Genomic DNA, 19,996 nt, shown 5'->3' on the forward strand with positions numbered 1-19,996 from the left:
ACCTTCTGTTTGCGGTCGCTTTACATTGTCACTTTGGGACCAACGGAAAAGAACGTTATGAGTCAGCATTGATTAGGCTAAGACTAATATCAATGCGCATTAATAAGGTCTGACCTAAGTCAAAGCGCGGGGCGTACCAGCGCACGCCCCGGCCTATGTCAGCGCATCACAAATGGATTGGCCATCGGCTTGTCCGAGGTGCTAATCCATGTGGTTTTCGTGCGCGTGTAATCCAGCACCGCCTCAAGACCGGCTTCGCGGCCATAGCCGGATTGGTTATAGCCGCCGAACGGCGCGATGGGCGACACGGCGCGATAGGTGTTTACCCAGCAGATCCCGGCCTTCAGACGCGACGACACACGGTGCGCGCGGGCGACGTTTTCGGTGAACACACCTGATCCCAGCCCAAACGGGGTTGAGTTGGCGATCGCAATGGCTTCCTCTTCCGTGTCGAAGGGGATCAGGGACATGACCGGCCCGAACATCTCGATCTTCAGGGTCTCAACGTCGGTATTGGGACATTCCACCAGCGTCGGCGCCATGTAGTTGCCGGGACGATCCAAGGGCGCGCCTCCGAACCGGATGGTTGCGCCGCCATCTCGGGCGGCTTGCAATGTCGCCTCGATGGTTCGCACCTGTGCCTTGGTGCAGAGCGGGCCGATATGTGTGTCTGCTGACAGGGGATCACCCACGACCACCGACTGCATTTTCTCTTCGATCCGCTGGGCGAGTGCATCAAAGATCGAGCGATGCACCAACCCGCGCGACCCGGCCACGCAGCTTTGCCCAGACGCGCCAAAGTTCCCGGCGATCAGCCCATTGGCCGCGCCGTCCAGATCGGCGTCTTCAAATACCAGAATAGGGGATTTGCCGCCCAGTTCCAGCGAAGTGACCGCGAAGTTTTCGGCCGAGTTGCGCACCACATGCCGCGCGGTTTCCGGACCGCCGGTAAAGGCGATGCGGTCCACATCAGGGTGACGGGTTAGCGGAATAGCGCAGTTTTCCGCGTCCCCCGTGATGACCGACACCACGCCGGGCGGGAAGCCTGCCTGTTCAATCAGGCGTGCGAATTCCAGCATCGGCGCGGGCGCAATCTCGGACGCTTTCAGCACCACGGAACAGCCCGCCGCCAAAGCCGGACCAAGCTTGGTCGCGGTCAGGAACATCTGCGCGTTCCACGGCACGATGGCGACCACCACACCGATGGGCTCGCGCCGGGTGAACACATGCATGTCGGGCTTGTCGATGGGCAGAACCGCCCCTTCGATCTTGTCCGCCAGACCGGCGTAATAGCGGTAATAATCCCCCACATAGGCTGATTGAGACGAGGTTTCGGCCAACAGCTTGCCGCTATCCGTCGTCTCGATCTGGCCGATGCGCTGGGCGTTCTCCTCGATCAACTCGGCCAAACGATAGAGTAGCTTGCCCCGCTGGGTTTGCGTCATGTCGCGCCAGACGGGATCGTTCAGAACCCGACGCCCGGCCGCGATGGCACGATCCACGTCCGCGGGCGCAGCGCAGGCAAACGTCGCCCAATCCTGACCCGTCGCCGGGTTTTGCGTGGCCATGACCTGACCGTCGGCCCCATCGACCCACTGGCCGTCAATGAACAGCTGATAATGCGGTTTCTGTTCCATCTGTTCCCTCACTGAAACGCTGGCATGACGTCGTCGATGAACCGCGCCAGCGACTCGCGCTTGCGCTCAAAACTCATGCCGCTGTCGATCCAGAACGAATACTCATCATAGCCCAAATCTTCGTAGCGTTTGATCTGGTCGATGACCTCCTGCGCGGTGCCGATGGTCAGATCACGCTTCAGGTTCTCGGGCGCCATCATTGTGTTCGCGGCCATTTCCTCGTCGGTCAGTTCTTGGATCAAACCCTGGCTGACCGGGCGCTTGTTCTGGAACCACGCGCCGAAATAGCAATAGAAGCGCGACAGCTCTTTCGCCGCCTGATCCACATCCGCCGCGTCTTTGCCCACATAGGTGTGATGCAGCAGCATGATTTTCGGGCGCTTGCCGTCATAGCCGTCACAGGCTGCGTTGAAGCGATCCATCAGGCTTTCGATCTCCTCAATCCCCTGCCACAGCGGGGTGACCTGAATGTTGAAGCCATTGTGCACGCCGAATTCGTGGCTGTTGGGGTCACGTGCAGCGATCCAGATCGGCGGGCCGTCTTCCTGCAGGGGCTTCGGGGCCGAGGTCGTGGCGGGGAACTGGAAGAACTCGCCTTCATGGGCGCAATCGCCTTTCCACAGCTGCGGAACCAGCGGGGCCATCTCGCGCATCCGCTGCCCGGCCTCCCACGCGTCCAGACCCGGCATCAGGCGTTCGTATTCATAGGAATACGCACCGCGTGCGATGCCCAGCTCGATCCGCCCGCCGGTCATCAGATCGGCCGACGCGGCCTCGCCCGCCAGCTTGATCGGATGCCAGAAGGGGGCAATAACGGTGCCGGTGCCAAGACGCACATGCTTGGTGTGGTGGGCCAGATTGACCAGCGTCAGAAACGGGTTCGGCGCGATGGTGAAATCCATCCCGTGATGTTCCCCGGTCCAGACCGCCCGCATCTTGGCGTCGTCGGCCATCTTGCACAGTTCGATGAACTCGTCATTCAGCTGCGCGTGCGACTGGTCGGGGGTGATGCGCTCCATATGGGCGAACAGCGAAAATTCCATGGATCAGGTCCTTTCTGACAGAGCATGCACATCGCCGCGCTTTGCGTCGCCCAGATAAAGGCCAAAGCTGCGGGTGCGGAATTCAAGGGCGTAGCGCGCCATCATGTCGGCGATGGCGGGTGTGGTGTAGGTGAGGCTGGGCAAGTCGGCGACAGGGATGGCCTGAAGGGGCGCGTCCACTTGCGCGTTATCGCTGCTACCAAGGAAATAGGCGAAATGCTGGCCACGGCTGGCGTCGTCATAGACGGAATAGGCTGGCCCCAGCCGCGCCGATATCCCGCGTGCGGCCAGATCGTCCTGCAAGTCTTGCCGTAGCTGTCCGCGATCCGAGCGTTCGATCTGTGGCAGGCGGAACCCGTCGGGCGTCTGTTCCAGAAGCACCTCGTCCCCGACCGAGATAATCGCTCCGCAGATCGCGCGCCCTTCGGTCTGTTCCAGCGCGGCGCGCTCCAGCCCAAGGCTGAAATACTGCCCGCCCGCATAGCCAAGGCCGCGGCCCTCGGACTGGGCGAAATCTGTCACCTGCCCGATCAGGATCTGGTGGTCGCCTGCGGGCATGGAGTTCCATGTGGAGCACGAGAACTGCGCAATCGCGCCGTCGATCAGGGGGATGCCATTGGCGTCTTCGCGGTGGCTGACTTGGGCAAACCGATCGCCCTTGAAGCTGGCGAAGGTGTTGGACACGTCTTCTTGCCCCTCGGCCAGAATGTTCACAGCGAAATGCGTGCAGCCGGCGAAGGCGTCAAACGACGACAGGAACTTACCGGGGCAGACCAACAAAAGGGGCGGATCCATCGACACGGATGAAAACGAGTTCGCGGTGAAGCCATAGGGCGTGCCATCGGGCGTGCGGGTCGTGACCACGGTGACGCCAGTCATGAAGCGGCCAAAGGCTTGGCGCAGGGCGCGGGGATCAAATTCGGTCACGGCCAAATCTCCTTTGCGAAGTCCAGAAGGGCCGCGTTGACGTCAGCGGCGTGGGTCATCGGCATCATGTGCGCGGCGCTCTCGGCGATCTGTGCGCGGCCCTGCGGGGCCAACGCGGCCATGGCTTGCGACATGGCTGGGGTCGAATTGGGCTCGTCCGCGCCGGTCATGAACAGGGCAGGGCGGGGCAGGGTGGTCAGGGCGTCCGTATCCGGTCCGTCCTGATGCGCGAAGATGGTGTAGGCGGATTTGTACGCCGCCGGGTTCACCTCGGTCAGCCACCCGTGGCAGGCATCGCGTTCGGGCGAGGCATCCGTGCCAAACCACCGCTCCAACGTGCCATGGGGATCGGCCATGCTGACCCCGTCCAGGCTGGCGGCACGGGCTTGCACCGCCTCGGCAGCATCAGGGCGGCGCCGGAAAATGGCGTTCAAGGCGACCACTCCGCGCACTTTTTCCGGATACCGGATCGCCATGTCCAACGCGATCATTGCGCCCATGGAATGCCCGACCACCATCACCGGGCCGTCAATCCCGGTGGCGATGGCGTCAGTGTAGTCGACCAGACCCAGTTTGCCCGAGGGCAGAGCGCTTCCCCCATGCCCCGGCATGTCCACCGCCACCACGCGATAGTGCGGCGATAGCGCGTCCAGCTGTGCCCCCCACGCCTCGGCCCTGAGGCCGACGCCGTGGATGAACAGGATGGTCGCCCCCTGCCCAGCGGAGATCGCGGACAGGGTGGCGTGATCAGACCGCGGCCGGGTTGTCCAGGTCATGGCCCAGATCCTTCAGGTCCTGATAACGGTCACCAATGCGGTGATGCGGGCGGCCGGTGGTCGCTGCACCCAGCACCACGACGATCTCGTCCGCGCGGGGGGCGTCGGGGATCGCGAATTGCAAAGTCAGGTAATGCGAGCGGCGCCCCGCGTCGTTCTTGTCCATCAGCGGCACCATGATCGGTGCGTTCGCTGGACCACGGGTGTTGGTAAACGCCAGATAAGACTTCGCGCCCACGGCCTCGCGATAGAAATTGCCGAACCGCAGCGTGTGGATCAGGCCCGAGGCATGCTCGACCTCGCCATCCAAACCGACGACGGCGGCCTTGCCATAGGCTTCGATCGCGTCGCCGCTACCGGCCAGCGCAATCATGCGTTCGGTCATCATCTCGCCCAGCACGGGGCCAAAGGCGTGGATTTCCGGCTTCAGGTCTTCAACGAAGCGCCCGGCCCACGGGTTCTTGACCACGGCGGCCACGGCGAACATGCGCCACGGGGTGTCGGCGGGCTTGAACCCTTCGATCAGAACCTCTTCGTCATAGGTCACAATTTTGCGGATTTCGGGCGTCATTTGGGTCTCCTATTCGCTTGGCGACATCATCGGAACGCCCTGATATTTTGACAAATGATAGATTTACGGGCTTAGGTATTAAAAAGACTAATGGCTGGTTTGACCCATGAAGAAATCACTTCCCCCGCTGACATGGTTTCGCGCCTTTGAAGCCGCCGCGCGACACCTGAGTTTCACCGCTGCGGGGGACGAGATTGGCTTGACCCAATCCGCGGTCAGCCAACAGGTCAAAGCGCTGGAATCCCGGCTGCGCGTGTCGCTGTTCACCCGTCACGCGCGCGGGCTGTCGCTGACCGATGACGGGCGCAAGCTGTTGCCGCAAGTGGGCGCGGCGCTGGGCACCCTTGCCGCCGCGACCGAGGTGTTTGACGCGGGCCCCACCCAAAACCTGTTGACCATCGCGACTTCGGTCAGCGTCGCCCAATGGATCATCGCCCCGCATTTGCAGAACTTCACCCGAACGCACCCAAACGTCCGCGTGCGGTTCCTGAGCGCGATCTGGCCGGACGAGTTCAACGCCTCGCGCGCCGATGTGGAAATCCGCTTTGGGTCCGCCAAGCAGGTGGGCAAGAACGCAGAACTTCTGACGCCAGACGGGCTGGTCGCGATGAAATCCCCCGCTCTGACCGGTGCCCTGCAAGACTTGCCGCTGATCGAGGCCGTCGGCACCTCGGGCGGGTGGAAAAGTTGGTCCGCGCAGATCGGAGGGCGGTGTGAACCCACGCTGTTCGCGGACTCGTTCGGCATGGCGCTGCACCTTGCTGCGGAAGGAAACGGCGTTGCGCTGGTCAGCGAGCTTTTGATCCAGAATGCGCAGCGAACGGGCCAGTTGACCCGCGCCCACCCGGCCTCGATCCCCAGCAACGAGGGCTATTACCTGTCGGTGAATGACCAGAACCCTGCCGCCGCCGAGTTCCGGTTATGGCTGCTGGATGTGCTGTCGAACGCGGCGGGTCAAGCCTAGGAATAGGACGGATGTATCGCGCCACCGCGTGCCAGCACCCCGGCCAACACCAGACCGGACACTGCGTGCCAGATCCCCCAGAAGGCCGCGACCACCGCCATACCGCCCAGCCCACTGAAGAATCCGAAAATCAGGATCAGCCCAAGGCCCGAGTTCTGGATGCCCGTCTCGATCATGATGGCGCGGCGATCAAAGGCGGACAGCCCGGCCAGCGTGGCGACGCCAAACCCGGCCCCCAGTGCAAGGGCGTTGTGGGCGATGACCAGAGCGGCGACGGCCTCGGCATACTCTAGGAACAGCGCCCAGTTCGCGGCCAGCGCCAGCACGACGAAGGCGATGAAAATCCCCATCGACAGATATTGAAGCGGTGTGCGCAGACGTCGTGTGATGTCGGGCCGTTTGGCGTTCAGGATCACACCAAGGCACAAGGGCAGCACCAGCATGACGCCCACGGTGATCGCCACTGACACCGGATCAATCGAGGTCTGCCGCAGGATTGCCCGCGTCGGTTCATAAAGGCTGCCCCAAAACGCGATATTGAGCGGCGTTAGCAGGATCGCAAAGATCGTCGCAAAGGCGGTCATCGACACCGAAAGCGCCGCGTTCCCACCCGCGCGATGGGTAATGAAGTTCGAGATATTGCCCCCCGGACAGGCCGCCACCAGCATCAAACCCAAGGCAATCGACGGGCGCGGGGTGGTTGCCAGCACAAGGGCGAAGGTCAGCGCGGGCAGCACAAGGAATTGCGATGCCAACCCGGTCAGCAAGGGCTTCGGCTTGCGGGCCAGCTTCCTGAAATCGCTTGGTTTCAGGTCAATCGCGATCGAGAACATGACGACGGCAAGCACGGCATTCAAAATCTGCAGGCTTGTGGGCGAGAAGTTCAGCATCACCTCGTCAATGCCAGCTTGTGCTGGTGTACTCATGCTGCTCCCCCGTCCCTTGTTTGCCGTTTTGGCCTGTAACCGATTGGTGACACGTCAAGTTTTGAACGCCCACCACCCTTTGGGCAAGCAATAAACGAATTGACCGCAGGTGCAGTGGGGTTGCAATCTGCAGGTCTACCACTCAGGCGCAGATACGCGTTTGGTCCGACAACTCGATATCGCAAGGCTGATTTTGCCCCGACCGAAGACCGAAAACCCCATGGACGAGCTGCTTCGTGCGCGCCTTCGACTCACGGAAAGCGCGCATCTCCGGTTGAAGGGGTTGCGCCTGCTGATGGGCTCGGTCGATCTGTTCAGCCGCACCCTGACGGGGCAGGCCTTCTTTGCCCTGCGCGAGACCGAGCAGGTGCTGCGCGCGCTTGACGGGCGCACCGGTCCGGAACTTGTGAAGGCGCTTTTAGAGATGCAGGGCGGTACGCAGATTACTGCGCACGGGATCGAAAACATTCCCGCCCAAGGGGCCGTGGTCATCGGCGCGACGCATCCCGTCGGGACGTTCGATTTCATCTCGCATGCGGGCGCGTTGCTGGGCCATCGACCGGACCTGAAAGTCGTCGCCAACCGCGAGGCCGAACGGTTTCTGGGGGCCGAGCGCATCGTCGCCGTGGACCTTGACCGGTCGGACAAGGTGCTGGGCGCGCGGCAGACCCGGGCCGATATGCAGGCGCATCTGGACCAAGGCGGCGCGTTGCTGGTCTTCGGTTCCGGGCGCGTGGCGGATATGGCCGGGGGGCTGCTGGTCGAACCCCCGTGGCGCACCGGTATCACCCGTGTGTCAGAAGCAACCGGCGCCCCGATCGTGCCCGCGTCCGCCGGTCTACGAAACTCGCGCCACTATTATCGAACCCGAAAACTCGCCCGCATTCTAAGCGGCAACAACGAATATATCGGCCGCGAGGTCGCCTCGCTGCGCTATGTGTCCGAGCTGTTGGCGAAATTGGGTGGAAGCTACGAGGTTCACTATGGGGCGACGCAACCACCGGGATCTTCCCCGGATGCATTGCAAGCTCTGGCCGAGGATCTGATCCCCGGACTTTATCGATCTAAATAAGGGCAGGACGTTAGACACAAAGACAGTCTAATCCAGCCCCAAACGTCAGTTTCACGGAAAACGCATGGCGACCCCGGCAGGATTCGAACCTGCAACCTGCCCCTTAGGAGGGGGCTGCTCTATCCAGTTGAGCCACGGGGCCGTTTGCGCAGGAAATAGGCAAGCGGGTCGGGCTTGTCTAGCGGCGTTTCAGGGTCTCGCCTGCTTCGATCTTGGGCGTAAGCTCGATCCGTTCGCCGCCACCGGTGTCACCGGCCTCGGTGCTGCGGTCGGCGATGATTTGCGCCGCTGCGCGGCCGATTTCTTTACGGCAGGCGTCCATTGTGGCCAGTTGGCGCGGCAGGCCGTCCAGTAGCTCGACCCCGTTGAAGCCCGCAAGACCGATCTGGCCGGGCACGTTGATGCCTTTGTCCAGACAGTACAGCAGCCCGCCCGCGCCGATCATGTCGTTCGAGTAGTACATGAAATCCAGTTCGGGCGTGCGTTCCAGCATCACCTCGGTCATCTCGCGGCCTTTGGCCAGCGCCGATCCGCCTTCATAGAACTCGCGATCTGCGATCTCGATCCCTTCCTTGGCCAGCACCTCGGTGAAGCCTTCAAAACGCTTCCGGGCGCGGTGGTCCAACGGCATCTTGGTGCCAAGGAAGCCAATATTCTTGTAGCCTGCTTTCAGAATGGCCTGGGCCATCTTACGGCCTGCACGGCGGTGCGAAATCCCAACGCAGGCGTCGATGGCGTCGCCGTCGGTGTCCATGATTTCGACCACCGGAATACCGGCAGCTTTCAGCATGGCTTTCGCCGCTTCAGAATGCTCTAACCCTGCGATAATCACGCCCGAGGGGCGCCATGACAGCATCTCGTACAGCACTTTCTCTTCGCGTTTGGGGTCGTAATTCGTGACGCCCACAACCGGCTGCAGCGGCGTTTCGTCCAGCACTTCGTTGATGCCCATCATGACCTCTGGGAAGACCATGTTCGACAGCGATGGGATGATCACCGCCACTAGGTTCACCCGTTGCGAGGCCAGCGCGCCCGCGATCTTGTTCGGCACGTAACCCAGTTCCTTCGAGGCCTCCAGCACGCGGTCACGGGTTGCCTGGCTGACATCGCCCCGGTTTCGCAACACCCTGCTGACCGTCATTTCGCTGACGCCTGAAGCTTCAGACACGTCACGAAGGGTCAGTGGGCGGCGGTTCGGGGGGGGCTGTCTGTCTGTCACTTAGGCATCCTTGAACATATGGGGGTTGTTGTATGTTAGCGATAGATAGGCGCTTGGCAATGCCCCAATTCCAAAGGGATGTTAGACTAACGGTTCCGCTAACCTTGAGACCAGTGCGTCCTGCACCGGCGGAGTGCCCGCGACCATGCCGCGCAGCTGCGGATGCGGGTTGTTAAAACGCGCGGATCCCTTGACCTGATCTGTCACGGCGCCGCCGGCCTCTTCGACGATCAGCGCCCCGGCGGCGACGTCCCATTCCCATGTGGGGCGCAAGGTCATCATCGCGTCAAAGCGCCCCTCGCCCACCAAAGATAGGCGATAGGCCAGAGAGCTGCGGAACACGCGCTCGATCGGAGGAACGTCTCTATTCCGCCAGAAACTGGGGTCCAGATTGGGCTTTGCGGCCAGAACCGTGGCACCTTCTATCCGGGTCTTTGGACTGACACTCAGCGCGGCGCCATTCAACGTCGCGCCTTGCCCACGCGCGGCGGCATACAGCTTGCCACGCTCGGGCAGATAGACCACGGCGGCCTCGACAATCCCGTTCCGGGCGATGGCCAGAGAATGCGCCCAAGTGGTTGAGCCCTCGATGAAGGACCGCGTGCCGTCGATCGGGTCGACGATAAACACCTGTTCGGCGTCAAGGCGGGCGGGGTTATCCTCGGTCTCTTCCGACAGCCAGCCATAGTCGGGGCGGGCGCCAGTCAGCTCGTTCCGCAGCATCCGGTCCACGGCCAAATCCGCTTCGGTCACGGGACCTTGGCCGCCGGGTTTGTCCCAGCGTTCGGCCGCACCGTGGAAAAAGCCCGAGGCGATCTTGCCCGCCGCTTCTGCCGCGTCGATCAGAAGTCTCAGATCATCAGTCACCGGCAAGGGTCATCCCTTCGACCAGCAGGCTGGGGATCATACGGCTGAGATGCGGTTCCGCGTCATTGGCCGGGATGATCCGCTTCAGCATGTCGCGCAGATTGCCTGCGATGGTGCATTCGTTGACGGGATAGGCGATCTGCCCGTTCTCGATCCAGAAGCCGGACGCGCCGCGCGAATAGTCGCCCGTGTTCGGGTTGATCGTGGACCCGATCATCGAGGTCACCAAAAGCCCGGTGCCCATCTGCGCGATTAAATCCTCTTTCGTCGATTTCCCCTGTGTTAGGGCCACATTCGAGATTGACGGCGAGGGTGGCGAAGAGGTTCCGCGTGACGCACTGGCGGTGCTTCGCATCCCAAGTTGACGCGCCGTGGCGATGTCCATCGTCCAGCTGGTTAGCTGCCCGTTATCGACGATCTTGCGCATCTGTGTGGGCAGACCTTCCCCGTCAAAAGGACGCGAGCCGGAAATGCGTTTGCGGTGCGGATCCTCGATCAGGTCGATGCCGTCGGGCAACACCTGTTCGCCCAACGCATCCAGCAGCCACGACGATCCACGCGCAATCATCGCCCCGTTCGAGGCGCTCAGCAGATGACCGATCAATGACGCCGAAATCCGTTCGTCATACAGCACCGGATAGGCGCCCGTGGGGGGCTTCTTCGCGCCCAGACGTTCGACGGCGCGATTGCCCGCCTTGGTTCCAATTTCCTCGGCGCTGGGTAGATCGGCCTGAAAGGTGCGCATTTCGCCAGCATAGTCACGTTCCATCGTCGCGCCTTCGCCGGTGATTGCCACCGAGGAAATGGCCCGGTGAGTACGTCCATATCCGCCAGAAAACCCGTTCGAGCACGCCAGGTGGAACTGATGCCGCCCATAGCCCGCCGACGAGCTGCTGACCTGCGACACGCCTTTGACGGCCAGCGCGGCGGCCTCGGCCTCGAGCGCGTCGCGTTCCAGCGCAGCGGGGTCCGGTTCGGCGCTGGGGTCGGCCATTTCCAAGGCCTCCAAATCCCAGTCCGTCGCCAAATCCGCCGGATCAGCCTGCGCGATATGGGGATCTTCCGGCGCTTCCTTGGCCATCGCCACGGCGCGCTCGGCCATCGCGTTGATCGTTGCCTCGGACACATCCGATGCCGACACACAGGCCTGGCGCTGCCCCAGCATCACGCGCAGGCCGATGTCTACGCCCTCGGACCTCTCGGCGTGCTCCAGCTTGCCGTTCAACACGTCAATCGACACCGATGTGCCATCTACCGCCAACGCATCGGCCCGGTCGGCCCCCGCCTTACGGGCGGCGTCCAAAAGCTGTTGTGTCAGGCTATCAAGCGATGCGCGCATGGGGCGTCCTTTCAATTACGTGCCTTTCAGGTAACCCCTGCACCCCGCGCTCGCAAGATGTGTCTCTGGCATCTGGGCGAATGCTGCGCTAGCATCAACGGAAGGGAGGGTTCCATATGCATGATATGACAGGGAAAACCGTTGTGATCACGGGTGCAAGCCGCGGGATCGGAGAAGCCGCCGCGCACATCTTTGCGCAGGCCGGGGCCAACGTGGTGCTGACCGCCCGCAGCGCGGCGCAGATCCAAGCCATCGCGGAATCCATCGGCGAGCGTGCCTTGGCCGTCACCTGTGACGTGTCGAACTGGAGCCAAGTGAAAGCCGCCATTGATCTGGCGCATGGGCGCTTTGGAACCGTGGATGTGTTGATCAACAACGCGGGGGTGATTGAACCCATTGGGCCACTGGAGACCTCGGACCCCGAGGGGTGGAGCCATGTCATCGATGTGAACCTAAAAGGTGTCTATTATGGCGCAAGAGCCGCCTTGCCGCATATGATCGAACAGGGCGGAGGCTCGATCCTGACGATCAGTTCCGGCGCCGCGCATCGCCCGCTGGAAGGCTGGGCGCATTACTGCACCTCGAAGGCGGGCGTTCATATGTTTAACGAGGCGCTGCACCTCGAAACCTCGGGCAAGGGCATCCGGGCCATCGGTCTGTCGCCGGGTACGGTAGCGACGCAGATGCAGCGCGAGATCAAGGCCTCGGGCATCAACGCGGTGGCGCGGCTGAACTGGGAAGAACACATCCCCGCCGAATGGCCCGCGCGCGCGCTGTTGTGGATGTGTAGCGAAGATGCGGACGAGTTTCTGGGACAGGAAATCTCGCTACGCGACATGGATATTAGGAAACGAGCGAACGTATTCGGATGATTGAACTAACGAAAGAAAATGGCGTCTGGGTGGTGACAATTAACCGTCCGGACAAGGCGAATTCGCTGACGAAAGCGATGTTGGAGCGGCTCGCTCAGATCGCGCAGGACGCGGCGGGGGACGCGCGCGTGTTGGTGCTGACCGGCGCGGGTAAGGTGTTTTCCGCTGGCGCGGATCTGGACGAGGCGAAGGCCGGTCTGGCCACCGACGATGTGTGGGAGCGCCTGTCTGGCGCCATTGCCGCTGCGCCCTGCCTGACCATTGCCGCCCTGAATGGCACGCTGGCGGGGGGCGCCTTCGGCATGGCCTTGGCCTGCGATTTGCGCATTTCCGTGTCCAGTTCCAAGTTTTTCTATCCGGTGATGAAGCTGGGCTATCTGCCTCAGCCATCCGACCCCGCACGTCTGTCCGCGCTGGTCGGTCCTGCGCGGGCCAAGATGATCCTGATGGCGGGCCAGAAAATCCAGACCGACGAGGCGCTGTCATGGGGTCTGATTGATCGCGTGGTCGCGCCAGAGGGCTTGATGGACGCCGCGTTAGAGCTTGCCGACCACGCCCGATCGCAAAGTGCGGATCACGTGGCGGCGATGAAGCAGATGATCCCCTGATATAGGCCCTAATCCAGCCTAACTTCGCCCTTTTCGACGTCGCGCCCCTTTGGTGATGGCATAGAAATCGGGCGGGCGTTTGGCGACCCAGCGGATGAACTTGGCCAACTCGGGATGGGCGCGAAGCGCTTCCGGCGTGTGATAACTGCGCGCCAGTTCGGCCTCGCTAAGCTCAAGGTGGATTTGGTTGTGGCAGATCTGGTGCAACAGCACCGTTTCCCCGCCTTTCCCGCCCTTCAACCTCGGCACCAGATGATGCTGGCTTTGCGCCACATCCGGCGGGATCACGCGCCCGCAGAGCGCGCATTCCGGCAAGGAAGCCTTGCCCTTTGAGGTCAAACCGCTATCCATTTCCAAAGGTTTTATCAGTGATCGCGTGAAGGCAAGGGACAGCAGATGGAAAATCGACCTCAGATCGTGGACACCGCGCTGGGCTATCTGAACCAAGGGTGGGAAATCGCCGAGGGCTGGCTCCTGTCACCTGCCGCGTGGTCTCAGTTGGGATTGCTGGTCATTGCGTATCTGGCTGCGCGTTTTACCGATAAGAAGCTCGAGCCGTTCCTGACCCGCATCCTGACCCCGAATGGCGACCGCAATCACCCGATTGCCAAGGTCCGCCTGTTTGCGCTGATCTTCCTGCCGCTGACCATGCCGCTGCTGGCGTGGGCGTTTACTGCGATGGGCGAACAGGTCACACGCTCGATCTTCGGCTCTGGCGCCGTGATCGCCTTCGGGAAACGCGTGTTCCTGTTCTTGGCGGTGCGCGCCTTTGCGCAGCACATCATCAAGGATCCGTTCTTGAAGCTTCTGGCCAAGTACATCCTGATCCCGATGGCTGCGCTCTATACCGTCGGGCTGCTGGATCTTGTGACCACCAAGCTGGACGAAACCGTCGTTCCGCTGGGGAACATGAGCTTCTCGCTGCTGTTCGCCATCCGGTTCTCCGTGCTGGGCGGTGTCATCTTCTGGCTGGGCCGGTGGTCAAACGACCAAACCGCTCAGGCCATCAAGAAACAGGAAGAGATGCGCCCGGCCACGCGTGAATTGGCGGTCAAAGCCGCCGAGATCGCGATTTTCGGTGCCGCCTTCTTGATTCTGATGAACATCATGGGGGTCAATCTGACCTCGCTCGCGGTGCTTGGGGGTGCGATTGGCGTCGGGCTAGGCTTCGGGTTGCAGCAGATCGCCTCGAACTTCATTTCGGGAATCATCCTTCTGCTGGAAGGGCAGGCGACCGTCGGGGATTACGTTGAACTGGACGGGGGCGAGGCCGGCACCATCGTTAAAATGACCGCCCGCGCCGCCATATTAGAGACATTTGACGGCAAATGGATCGTCGTCCCGAACGAGCATTTCATCACAACTCGTGTTGTAAATTATTCGGATGCGGGCAGTGCGAACCGCTACGAAGCGCCGTTCTCGGTCAGTTATAAGGCCAATATCGAGGCCGTGCCGGACATCATCGAAAAGGCCGTGGCCGAGCTGGACTTCATCCTGACCGACAGCGAAGAGCACATGCCCGATTGCGAACTACGCGCCTTTGGTGACAGCGGCGTCGATTTCGCCTTGGAATTCTGGGTGAACGGCATCGACGATGGCCGCAACAAGTTCACGCCGCGCGTCATGATGCAGATCTGGAAGGCGCTCAAGGCCAACGACATCGAAATCCCCTATCCGCACCGCGTGGTCGAGATGCTGGGTGACGGGGTGAAACCCTCGTGACATCCGCACTGGTCATTGGGGCGGGCCCGGCAGGGCTGATGGCAGCCGAGGAGTTGGCGATGGCGGGGCTGTCCGTTATCGTTGCCGACGCCAAGCCCTCGCCCGCGCGCAAGTTCCTGATGGCCGGGAAATCGGGTCTGAACCTGACGAAATCCGAGCCTATTTCAGCGTTTTTGGCCCATATTCACGGACCAGATAGCCTGCGGAAGATCGTGGGCGGTTTCGGTCCCGAGGAAGTTCAGGAATGGGCGAAAGCGCATGGGCAAGAGGTCTTTACCGGGTCATCGGGGCGCGTTTTTCCGAAGGTGATGAAGGCGTCCCCCCTGCTTCGAAATTGGCTTGCGCGGTTAGATCAGGCCGGAGTGGAGCTGCGCCGGAACTGGCGGTGGGTTGGTATCGCAGACGGTGCGATGCAGTTTGACACGCCTGAAGGTCCGCAAACCTTACGGCCAAACGTCACCGTCCTCGCGCTGGGCGGGGCCAGCTGGTCGCGCTTGGGGTCTGATGGAAAATGGGTCTCTATTCTTGCCCAAAATGGCATTTCTTGCGTGCCGTTCCAGCCTACCAACATGGGGTTCGTCGTCGCGTGGAGCGACCATATGGTGCGTCACTTCGGACACCCCGTGAAATCCGTACGCGTCACCGCCGGGGATCAATCGGTTCTGGGCGAGTTCGTGATTTCATCGCAGGGGATCGAAGGGTCTGCGATTTATGCGGTCAGCCGCGCGATGCGCGAGGGTGCGCCATTGACGTTGGATCTTCTACCCGGCCGCTCACTCGACGATATCACCGCCCGTTTGTCCCGCCCCCGTGGCAAGGCCAGCTTGTCCAACCACCTGCGCAAAACGCTGAAGCTGGATCCCGTAAAAACGTCTCTATTACAGGAGTTTTCGCGGCCTTTGCCGTCTGATCCCACCCAGCTGGCCGCTCTCATCAAAGCCCTGCCGATCACTCACCAAGGCCCGCGCCCGATGGACGAAGCGATCTCGACCGCAGGGGGGCTACCGTTCGATGCGTTGGACGACGGGTTGATGATCAAGGCGCTGCCGGGCGTGTTTGCCTGCGGTGAAATGCTGGATTGGGAAGCCCCGACCGGCGGCTATCTGTTGACCACCTGTTTCGCGACCGGGCGTCATGCCGGGCGTGCTGCAGCGGCATATACCTTAGCCTAACGCTGGCCACTCATCATTGCCAGTCGGATCAAGGTCCGCTCCATCAGCGCCATCTGCGGGGCCTTCTGGGCGGAACGCAGCTTCAAATCTGTATCAATCAGCACCTCAAGTGCTTTTTCTAAGCGCCGCAGACCCCATTTGTTGGCCTGCCGAACCATCCGGTCGCGCGATTTGAAATGCACGGGCGGGCGCAGGCGGTTGATGCCTTGCCCCGGTCCTGCCGGATCGGAACTTGCCCCATGAAGCGCGCGGAAATGGCGGGTGGCACCAATGCACAGCCCGACAGCCGCGACGCCTTGGGCCTGTAGTTTGGCAAGAATAGGGCCTATTTCACCCGCGCGACCCTCGGCCACGGCATGTAGAAGGTCGTCAAGCGCGGCCTCGGTCGAGGCCGGGGCAACGGCCAGCACATCGTCGGGCGTGACGGGCGCGGGATCGGACAGCTTATACAGCCCCAGCTTTTCCACCGTCTGCCGGAAATCCCCCGGATCCAGAGCGCGCGACAGACCCATCAGGTCGTTCATCGCCTCGGGGCTAACCTGTCCGACGCCAGAGCGTTTCAGATCGGCCTCGATTTCATCCCGCGAGGGCGGGTCATCATAGATGCCGGCGGCAAATGCATTCGGGTGCCCCTCGAACAACTTCCGCAGGGCCGAGCGGGCGGTCAGCGATCCGGCGGTCACCACGACTTGTGCATCGCCTTCCTGCCAGTCGGCAATGGCGGGGGTGATGATCTTGGCCAGCATGTCTGTGGCGTCTTCCACGAAGGCCACACGCGGGCCGGGGAAGAAGCCTTGCGACTTGATCGCATCCGACAGCATTGCGGGGTCTTTGCGCAGATCGGCGGCAGGAATGCGGGTCAGGCGCATTTCCTCTTCGCCATTTGGGCCGATCAGGTTGGCAATCAGCTCTTGCCGTTTCAGCGCCACGCGCATCGCGTCTGCCCCGAAAATCAGCACGCCCATCTGCCTGGGATCAGGCTTGGCGAAATAGCCGCTGGCGTCCCGGGGGGAGAGCTTCATTCGGCCCAGCCCGAGAACGTGGCCGAGAAGCGCGTGGTGATCTGATCGGCCAACAGCACCATCAGACGGCGATTCGCGTCGCGTTCGACGGCGGCGGTCGATACGGTCGAGCCTTCGGTCGAGTAAGACGTGAAGTTCGAGACAGCACCTTTTTCAACCACGTCACCCGTCGCGACCGAGGTCACGGTGAACTCGACTGCGCCCATCACCTGCGTACGCGTGATTTCCTGCGCGGGCGTCACACCGACGCCTTCCGAGCGTGTGGTGATCGTATAGCCCAACCGATATGGCGCAGCCAGATTGCGGCCCAGTCGTTCTTCCATCCGCTTCACGAACTCGTAGCTGTTGGAATCGCTGGGTGCGGCGATGGTCACCGCCCCACGCAACCCGTCAGCCGAGCCGCCCGGCGCATAGACCGGGGTGAAGCCGCAGCCGGACAAAAGCGCGGCAGCGGCGGAGATTTTCAAAAAATGGCGGCGATCAGACCACGACATTCACAATACGTCCCGGAACAACGATGACTTTTTTCGGGGCCTTACCATCCAGCGCCCTGACGACAGCTTCCTCGGACAGCGCAAGTTTTTCAACCTCGGCTTTGTCCATGTCCTTGGGCACGCTGATTTCCGCACGGCGCTTGCCGTTGATCTGGATGGGCAGGGTGACGGTGTCCTCGACCAGCATGGCCTCGTCGGCGACGGGCCACGCGGCCTGTGCGACCAAACCTTCGCCGCCCAGCATCGACCAGACCTCTTCCGAGAGGTGCGGGGTCATGGGCGACATCAGTTGCGCCATGGTGCGCATGGCCTGCTTCTGCGCCTTGCCGCCTGCTTTCGATTTCGAAATGGCGTTTTGGAAGGCGTAGAGCTTGGCGATGGCGGCGTTGAAGCCGAAGCTTTCGATGCCCATGGTCACATCGTGGATGGCCTTGTGCATGGCGCGCAGCAGCTCTTCGTCATTGCCGTCGGCGTCATCCATATCTGCGATCTTTACGGCGGTGGCGAACACGCGGGCCAAGTGCTTGGCGGCGGCTTCTGCACCGGATGCGGTCCATTCAACGTCACGCTCGGGGGGCGAATCGCTTAACACGAACCAACGGGCGGTGTCAGCGCCGAAGGCCGAAATGATGTTCACCGGGTCGACCACGTTGTTTTTCGACTTCGACATCTTGGCCGAGGGGATAATCTCAATCTCCGTCCTACCAACCACTTCAACGTAGTCTGAGCGTTGCTGTTCGTCAGTGGGGTCGACATTATCTTCCACCATTTCAGAAGCAAGGATGGCTACCTGTTCACCATTTTTCGATGCGAATACGACTTCTTCGGGATAGTGGTACTTTGAGTATATAACTCCTTCACCACGTGGATCCCCGGCTTCTGTTGTTGCAATCGACTTATAGATCGCGTGGGTCACCATGCCCTGCGTGAACAGCGCGTTGAACGGCTCGCGGGCTGAATCCGGCAGATGGCCGCAGATGTTCATCGCGCGGGCAAAGAAGCGCGAGTACAGAAGGTGCAGGATCGCGTGCTCGATGCCGCCGATATATTGGTCGACATTCATCCAATAGGAGGCTTCTTCCAGATCGGTCGGCGTCGCAGCGTTCGGAGACGTAAAGCGCGCGTAGTACCAAGACGAATCGACGAAGGTGTCCATCGTGTCGGTTTCACGCTTGGCGGGCTTGCCGCAAGACGGGCAGGCGCAGTCGCGCCAGGTCGGGTGACGGTCCAGAGGGTTGCCGGGCACGTCAAATGTGACATCCTCGGGCAGTTTGACCGGCAGATTTTCTTTCTTCTCGGCCACCACGCCACAATCGTCACAGTGAACGACGGGAATCGGGCAGCCCCAGTAACGCTGGCGGCTCAGGCCCCAGTCGCGCAGGCGGAATTTTTCGACGCCTGTGCCCCAGCCGGCGGCTTCGGCGAATTTCACCGTGGCGTCGATGGCTTCCTCGCCAGTCGCCTCGTCCAGACCGGCGAAGTGGTCGACCCATTTCACCTTTTCGGTTTTCGGCGGCACGAAGGCTTCGTTTTCGACGGGTGCGGGGTTTTCCAGCGACAGGAAGGTGTCGACGACCGGCAGGTCATACTTGCGACAGAAGTCCAAATCGCGCTGGTCATGCGCCGGACAGGCGAAGATCGCGCCGGTGCCGTAATCCATCAGAATGAAGTTCGCGATCCAGACGGGCAGCTCCCAGTCCGGGTTCAGCGGGTGTTTCACGCGGATGCCGGTGTCATAGCCGAGCTTCTCGGCGGTCTCGATGGCCTCGGCGGTGGTGCCGCCCTTGCGCATTTCGACAAGCTGTGCGGCGATCTCGGGGTTTTCGGCCTCGAGCGCCTTGGAAATCGGGTGATCGGGCGAGATGCCGACGAAGCTGGCACCGTTCAGGGTGTCGGGGCGCGTCGTATAGACCTCGATCGACTCGCCGCCATCGGTGCGCTCAAAGCTGAACTGAAGACCTTGGCTGCGGCCAATCCAGTTGGCCTGCATGGTGCGCACTTTCTCGGGCCAGTTGTCCAAGCCATCCAGCGCGTCCAGCAATTCACCCGAGTAATCCGAGATCTTGAAGAACCATTGCGTCAGGTCGCGACGTTCGACCGGCGCGCCGGATCGCCAGCCGCAGCCGTCGATGACCTGTTCGTTGGCCAGCACGGTCATGTCGACCGGATCCCAGTTCACCGTGGCGTTCTTGCGATAAACCAGACCACGCTCCATGAAGTCGATGAACATCGCCTGCTGCTGGCCGTAATATTCCGGGTCGCAGGTGGCAAATTCACGGCTCCAGTCAATCGACAGACCCAGCGGACGCATCTGGCCCTTCATGGTCTTGATGTTGTCGTAGGTCCATGTGCCGGGGTGGCCGCCCTGCGCCATCGCCGCGTTTTCAGCAGGCATCCCGAAGGCGTCCCAACCCATCGGGTGCAGAACCGAGAACCCGCAGGACGATTTATAGCGCGAGATCACGTCGCCCATCGTATAGTTGCGCACGTGACCCATATGAATCCGGCCTGACGGATAGGGGAACATCTCGAGCACATAATATTTCGGCTTCGATTCATCGCGCTTGGCGGTGAAAATTCCGGCCTCGTCCCAGGCTTTTTGCCATTTCGGTTCGATATCTGCGGCAGTGTATCGCGACATTCGTCAGGTCCTTGATGTGAAAACGCCGGGCTATGGGCCCGGCGCATGTCTTATAAGTCTGGTCGATCCGGGTCTAGGGCCTTCGGCCCTATTGGCTGATGACGCATGTCCGAGAAGCTCAAAA

The 19,996-nt window shown here is 61.7% G+C and carries 19 protein-coding genes and 1 tRNA gene; 6 read left to right on the forward strand and 14 right to left on the reverse strand.

Going from position 1 to position 19,996, the window contains the following annotated elements; translation table 11 throughout:
• Positions 1–158 precede the first annotated feature (158 nt).
• Genes MWU53_RS08665 through MWU53_RS08685 form a run of 5 tightly spaced genes read right to left on the reverse strand, consistent with a single transcriptional unit; the run spans position 159 to position 4,954 of the window.
• Entirely contained in the window at positions 159–1,637 is a 1,479-nt protein-coding gene (locus MWU53_RS08665; RefSeq protein ID WP_247092455.1) for an aldehyde dehydrogenase, read from the reverse strand.
• 8 nt (positions 1,638–1,645) lie between these two features.
• Positions 1,646–2,680 (reverse strand): LLM class flavin-dependent oxidoreductase, encoded by a 1,035-nt coding sequence (locus MWU53_RS08670; protein WP_247092457.1) that lies wholly within the window; start codon positions 2,678–2,680, stop codon positions 1,646–1,648.
• Between the two features lie 3 nt (positions 2,681–2,683).
• Positions 2,684–3,607: a flavin reductase family protein gene (locus tag MWU53_RS08675; RefSeq protein ID WP_247092459.1), complete on the reverse strand. Its 924-nt coding sequence runs from the start codon at positions 3,605–3,607 to the stop codon at positions 2,684–2,686.
• Positions 3,604–4,383 carry an alpha/beta hydrolase gene (locus tag MWU53_RS08680; RefSeq protein WP_247092461.1) on the reverse strand — a complete coding sequence of 260 codons (780 nt, stop codon included), beginning with the start codon at positions 4,381–4,383 and terminating at the stop codon, positions 3,604–3,606. The genes MWU53_RS08675 and MWU53_RS08680 overlap by 4 nt, the downstream gene beginning before the upstream one ends.
• On the reverse strand, positions 4,355–4,954 hold the full coding sequence (locus MWU53_RS08685; protein ID WP_133485443.1) for an amino acid synthesis family protein: 600 nt from the start codon (positions 4,952–4,954) through the stop codon (positions 4,355–4,357). Before MWU53_RS08685 ends, MWU53_RS08680 begins: the two co-directional genes overlap by 29 nt.
• Positions 4,955–5,060: 106 nt before the next feature.
• Between MWU53_RS08685 and MWU53_RS08690 the strand changes: the two genes are divergently transcribed.
• Positions 5,061–5,918 (forward strand): LysR family transcriptional regulator, encoded by an 858-nt coding sequence (locus MWU53_RS08690; protein WP_247092462.1) that lies wholly within the window; start codon positions 5,061–5,063, stop codon positions 5,916–5,918.
• Here MWU53_RS08690 and MWU53_RS08695 read toward each other — a convergent pair.
• Complete coding sequence (locus MWU53_RS08695; RefSeq protein ID WP_247092463.1) at positions 5,915–6,844, reverse strand: bile acid:sodium symporter family protein; 930 nt, start codon at positions 6,842–6,844, stop codon at positions 5,915–5,917. The two genes, MWU53_RS08690 and MWU53_RS08695, sit on opposite strands and share 4 nt — an antisense overlap.
• Before the next feature lie 220 nt (positions 6,845–7,064).
• Between MWU53_RS08695 and MWU53_RS08700 the strand changes: the two genes are divergently transcribed.
• Positions 7,065–7,916 carry a 1-acyl-sn-glycerol-3-phosphate acyltransferase gene (locus MWU53_RS08700; RefSeq protein WP_247092464.1) on the forward strand — a complete coding sequence of 284 codons (852 nt, stop codon included), beginning with the start codon at positions 7,065–7,067 and terminating at the stop codon, positions 7,914–7,916.
• Between the two features lie 65 nt (positions 7,917–7,981).
• Here the strand turns inward: MWU53_RS08700 and MWU53_RS08705 are convergent.
• From MWU53_RS08705 to MWU53_RS08720, 4 genes are all read right to left on the reverse strand, one after another.
• Positions 7,982–8,058: transfer RNA gene (locus MWU53_RS08705), tRNA-Arg, on the reverse strand.
• Between the two features lie 36 nt (positions 8,059–8,094).
• Positions 8,095–9,135 (reverse strand): LacI family DNA-binding transcriptional regulator, encoded by a 1,041-nt coding sequence (locus MWU53_RS08710; protein WP_247092465.1) that lies wholly within the window; start codon positions 9,133–9,135, stop codon positions 8,095–8,097.
• Between the two features lie 81 nt (positions 9,136–9,216).
• Positions 9,217–10,008, reverse strand: a complete 792-nt coding sequence (locus MWU53_RS08715; protein ID WP_247092466.1) for a 3'(2'),5'-bisphosphate nucleotidase CysQ — start codon at positions 10,006–10,008, stop codon at positions 9,217–9,219.
• Complete coding sequence (locus tag MWU53_RS08720; protein ID WP_247092467.1) at positions 9,995–11,341, reverse strand: TldD/PmbA family protein; 1,347 nt, start codon at positions 11,339–11,341, stop codon at positions 9,995–9,997. The genes MWU53_RS08715 and MWU53_RS08720 overlap by 14 nt, the downstream gene beginning before the upstream one ends.
• A 116-nt stretch (positions 11,342–11,457) precedes the next feature.
• On the opposite strand from MWU53_RS08720, the gene MWU53_RS08725 reads away from it, so the two are divergent.
• Positions 11,458–12,213 (forward strand): SDR family oxidoreductase, encoded by a 756-nt coding sequence (locus MWU53_RS08725; RefSeq protein ID WP_247092468.1) that lies wholly within the window; start codon positions 11,458–11,460, stop codon positions 12,211–12,213.
• Positions 12,210–12,821 carry an enoyl-CoA hydratase/isomerase family protein gene (locus tag MWU53_RS08730; protein WP_247092471.1) on the forward strand — a complete coding sequence of 204 codons (612 nt, stop codon included), beginning with the start codon at positions 12,210–12,212 and terminating at the stop codon, positions 12,819–12,821. The genes MWU53_RS08725 and MWU53_RS08730 overlap by 4 nt, the downstream gene beginning before the upstream one ends.
• A gap of 18 nt (positions 12,822–12,839) precedes the next feature.
• Here the strand turns inward: MWU53_RS08730 and MWU53_RS08735 are convergent, their stop codons facing one another.
• Positions 12,840–13,172, reverse strand: coding sequence for an HNH endonuclease (locus tag MWU53_RS08735; protein WP_247092473.1), 333 nt, complete (start codon positions 13,170–13,172; stop codon positions 12,840–12,842).
• Between the two features lie 45 nt (positions 13,173–13,217).
• Here MWU53_RS08735 and MWU53_RS08740 point away from each other — a divergent pair, with 45 nt between their 5' ends.
• Positions 13,218–14,543, forward strand: a complete 1,326-nt coding sequence (locus tag MWU53_RS08740) for a mechanosensitive ion channel domain-containing protein (protein WP_247092475.1) — start codon at positions 13,218–13,220, stop codon at positions 14,541–14,543.
• Entirely contained in the window at positions 14,540–15,715 is a 1,176-nt protein-coding gene (locus MWU53_RS08745; RefSeq protein WP_247092477.1) for a TIGR03862 family flavoprotein, read from the forward strand. The genes MWU53_RS08740 and MWU53_RS08745 overlap by 4 nt, the downstream gene beginning before the upstream one ends.
• Here the strand turns inward: MWU53_RS08745 and holA are convergent.
• Genes holA through leuS form a run of 3 tightly spaced genes read right to left on the reverse strand, consistent with a single transcriptional unit; the run spans position 15,712 to position 19,872 of the window.
• Entirely contained in the window at positions 15,712–16,737 is a 1,026-nt protein-coding gene (gene holA, locus MWU53_RS08750) for a DNA polymerase III subunit delta (protein WP_247092479.1), read from the reverse strand. The genes MWU53_RS08745 and holA overlap by 4 nt on opposite strands.
• The gene (gene lptE / locus MWU53_RS08755; protein ID WP_247092481.1) at positions 16,734–17,231 is read right to left on the reverse strand and encodes an LPS assembly lipoprotein LptE; all 498 of its coding nucleotides are present in this window, start codon (positions 17,229–17,231) and stop codon (positions 16,734–16,736) included. The genes holA and lptE overlap by 4 nt, the downstream gene beginning before the upstream one ends.
• Positions 17,218–19,872, reverse strand: a complete 2,655-nt coding sequence (leuS, locus tag MWU53_RS08760) for a leucine--tRNA ligase (RefSeq protein ID WP_247092483.1) — start codon at positions 19,870–19,872, stop codon at positions 17,218–17,220. The genes lptE and leuS overlap by 14 nt, the downstream gene beginning before the upstream one ends.
• Between the last annotated feature and the right edge of the window lie 124 nt (positions 19,873–19,996).

It is taken from the genome of Aliiroseovarius sp. S1123 (assembly GCF_023015885.1).
GTDB lineage: Bacteria > Pseudomonadota > Alphaproteobacteria > Rhodobacterales > Rhodobacteraceae > Aliiroseovarius.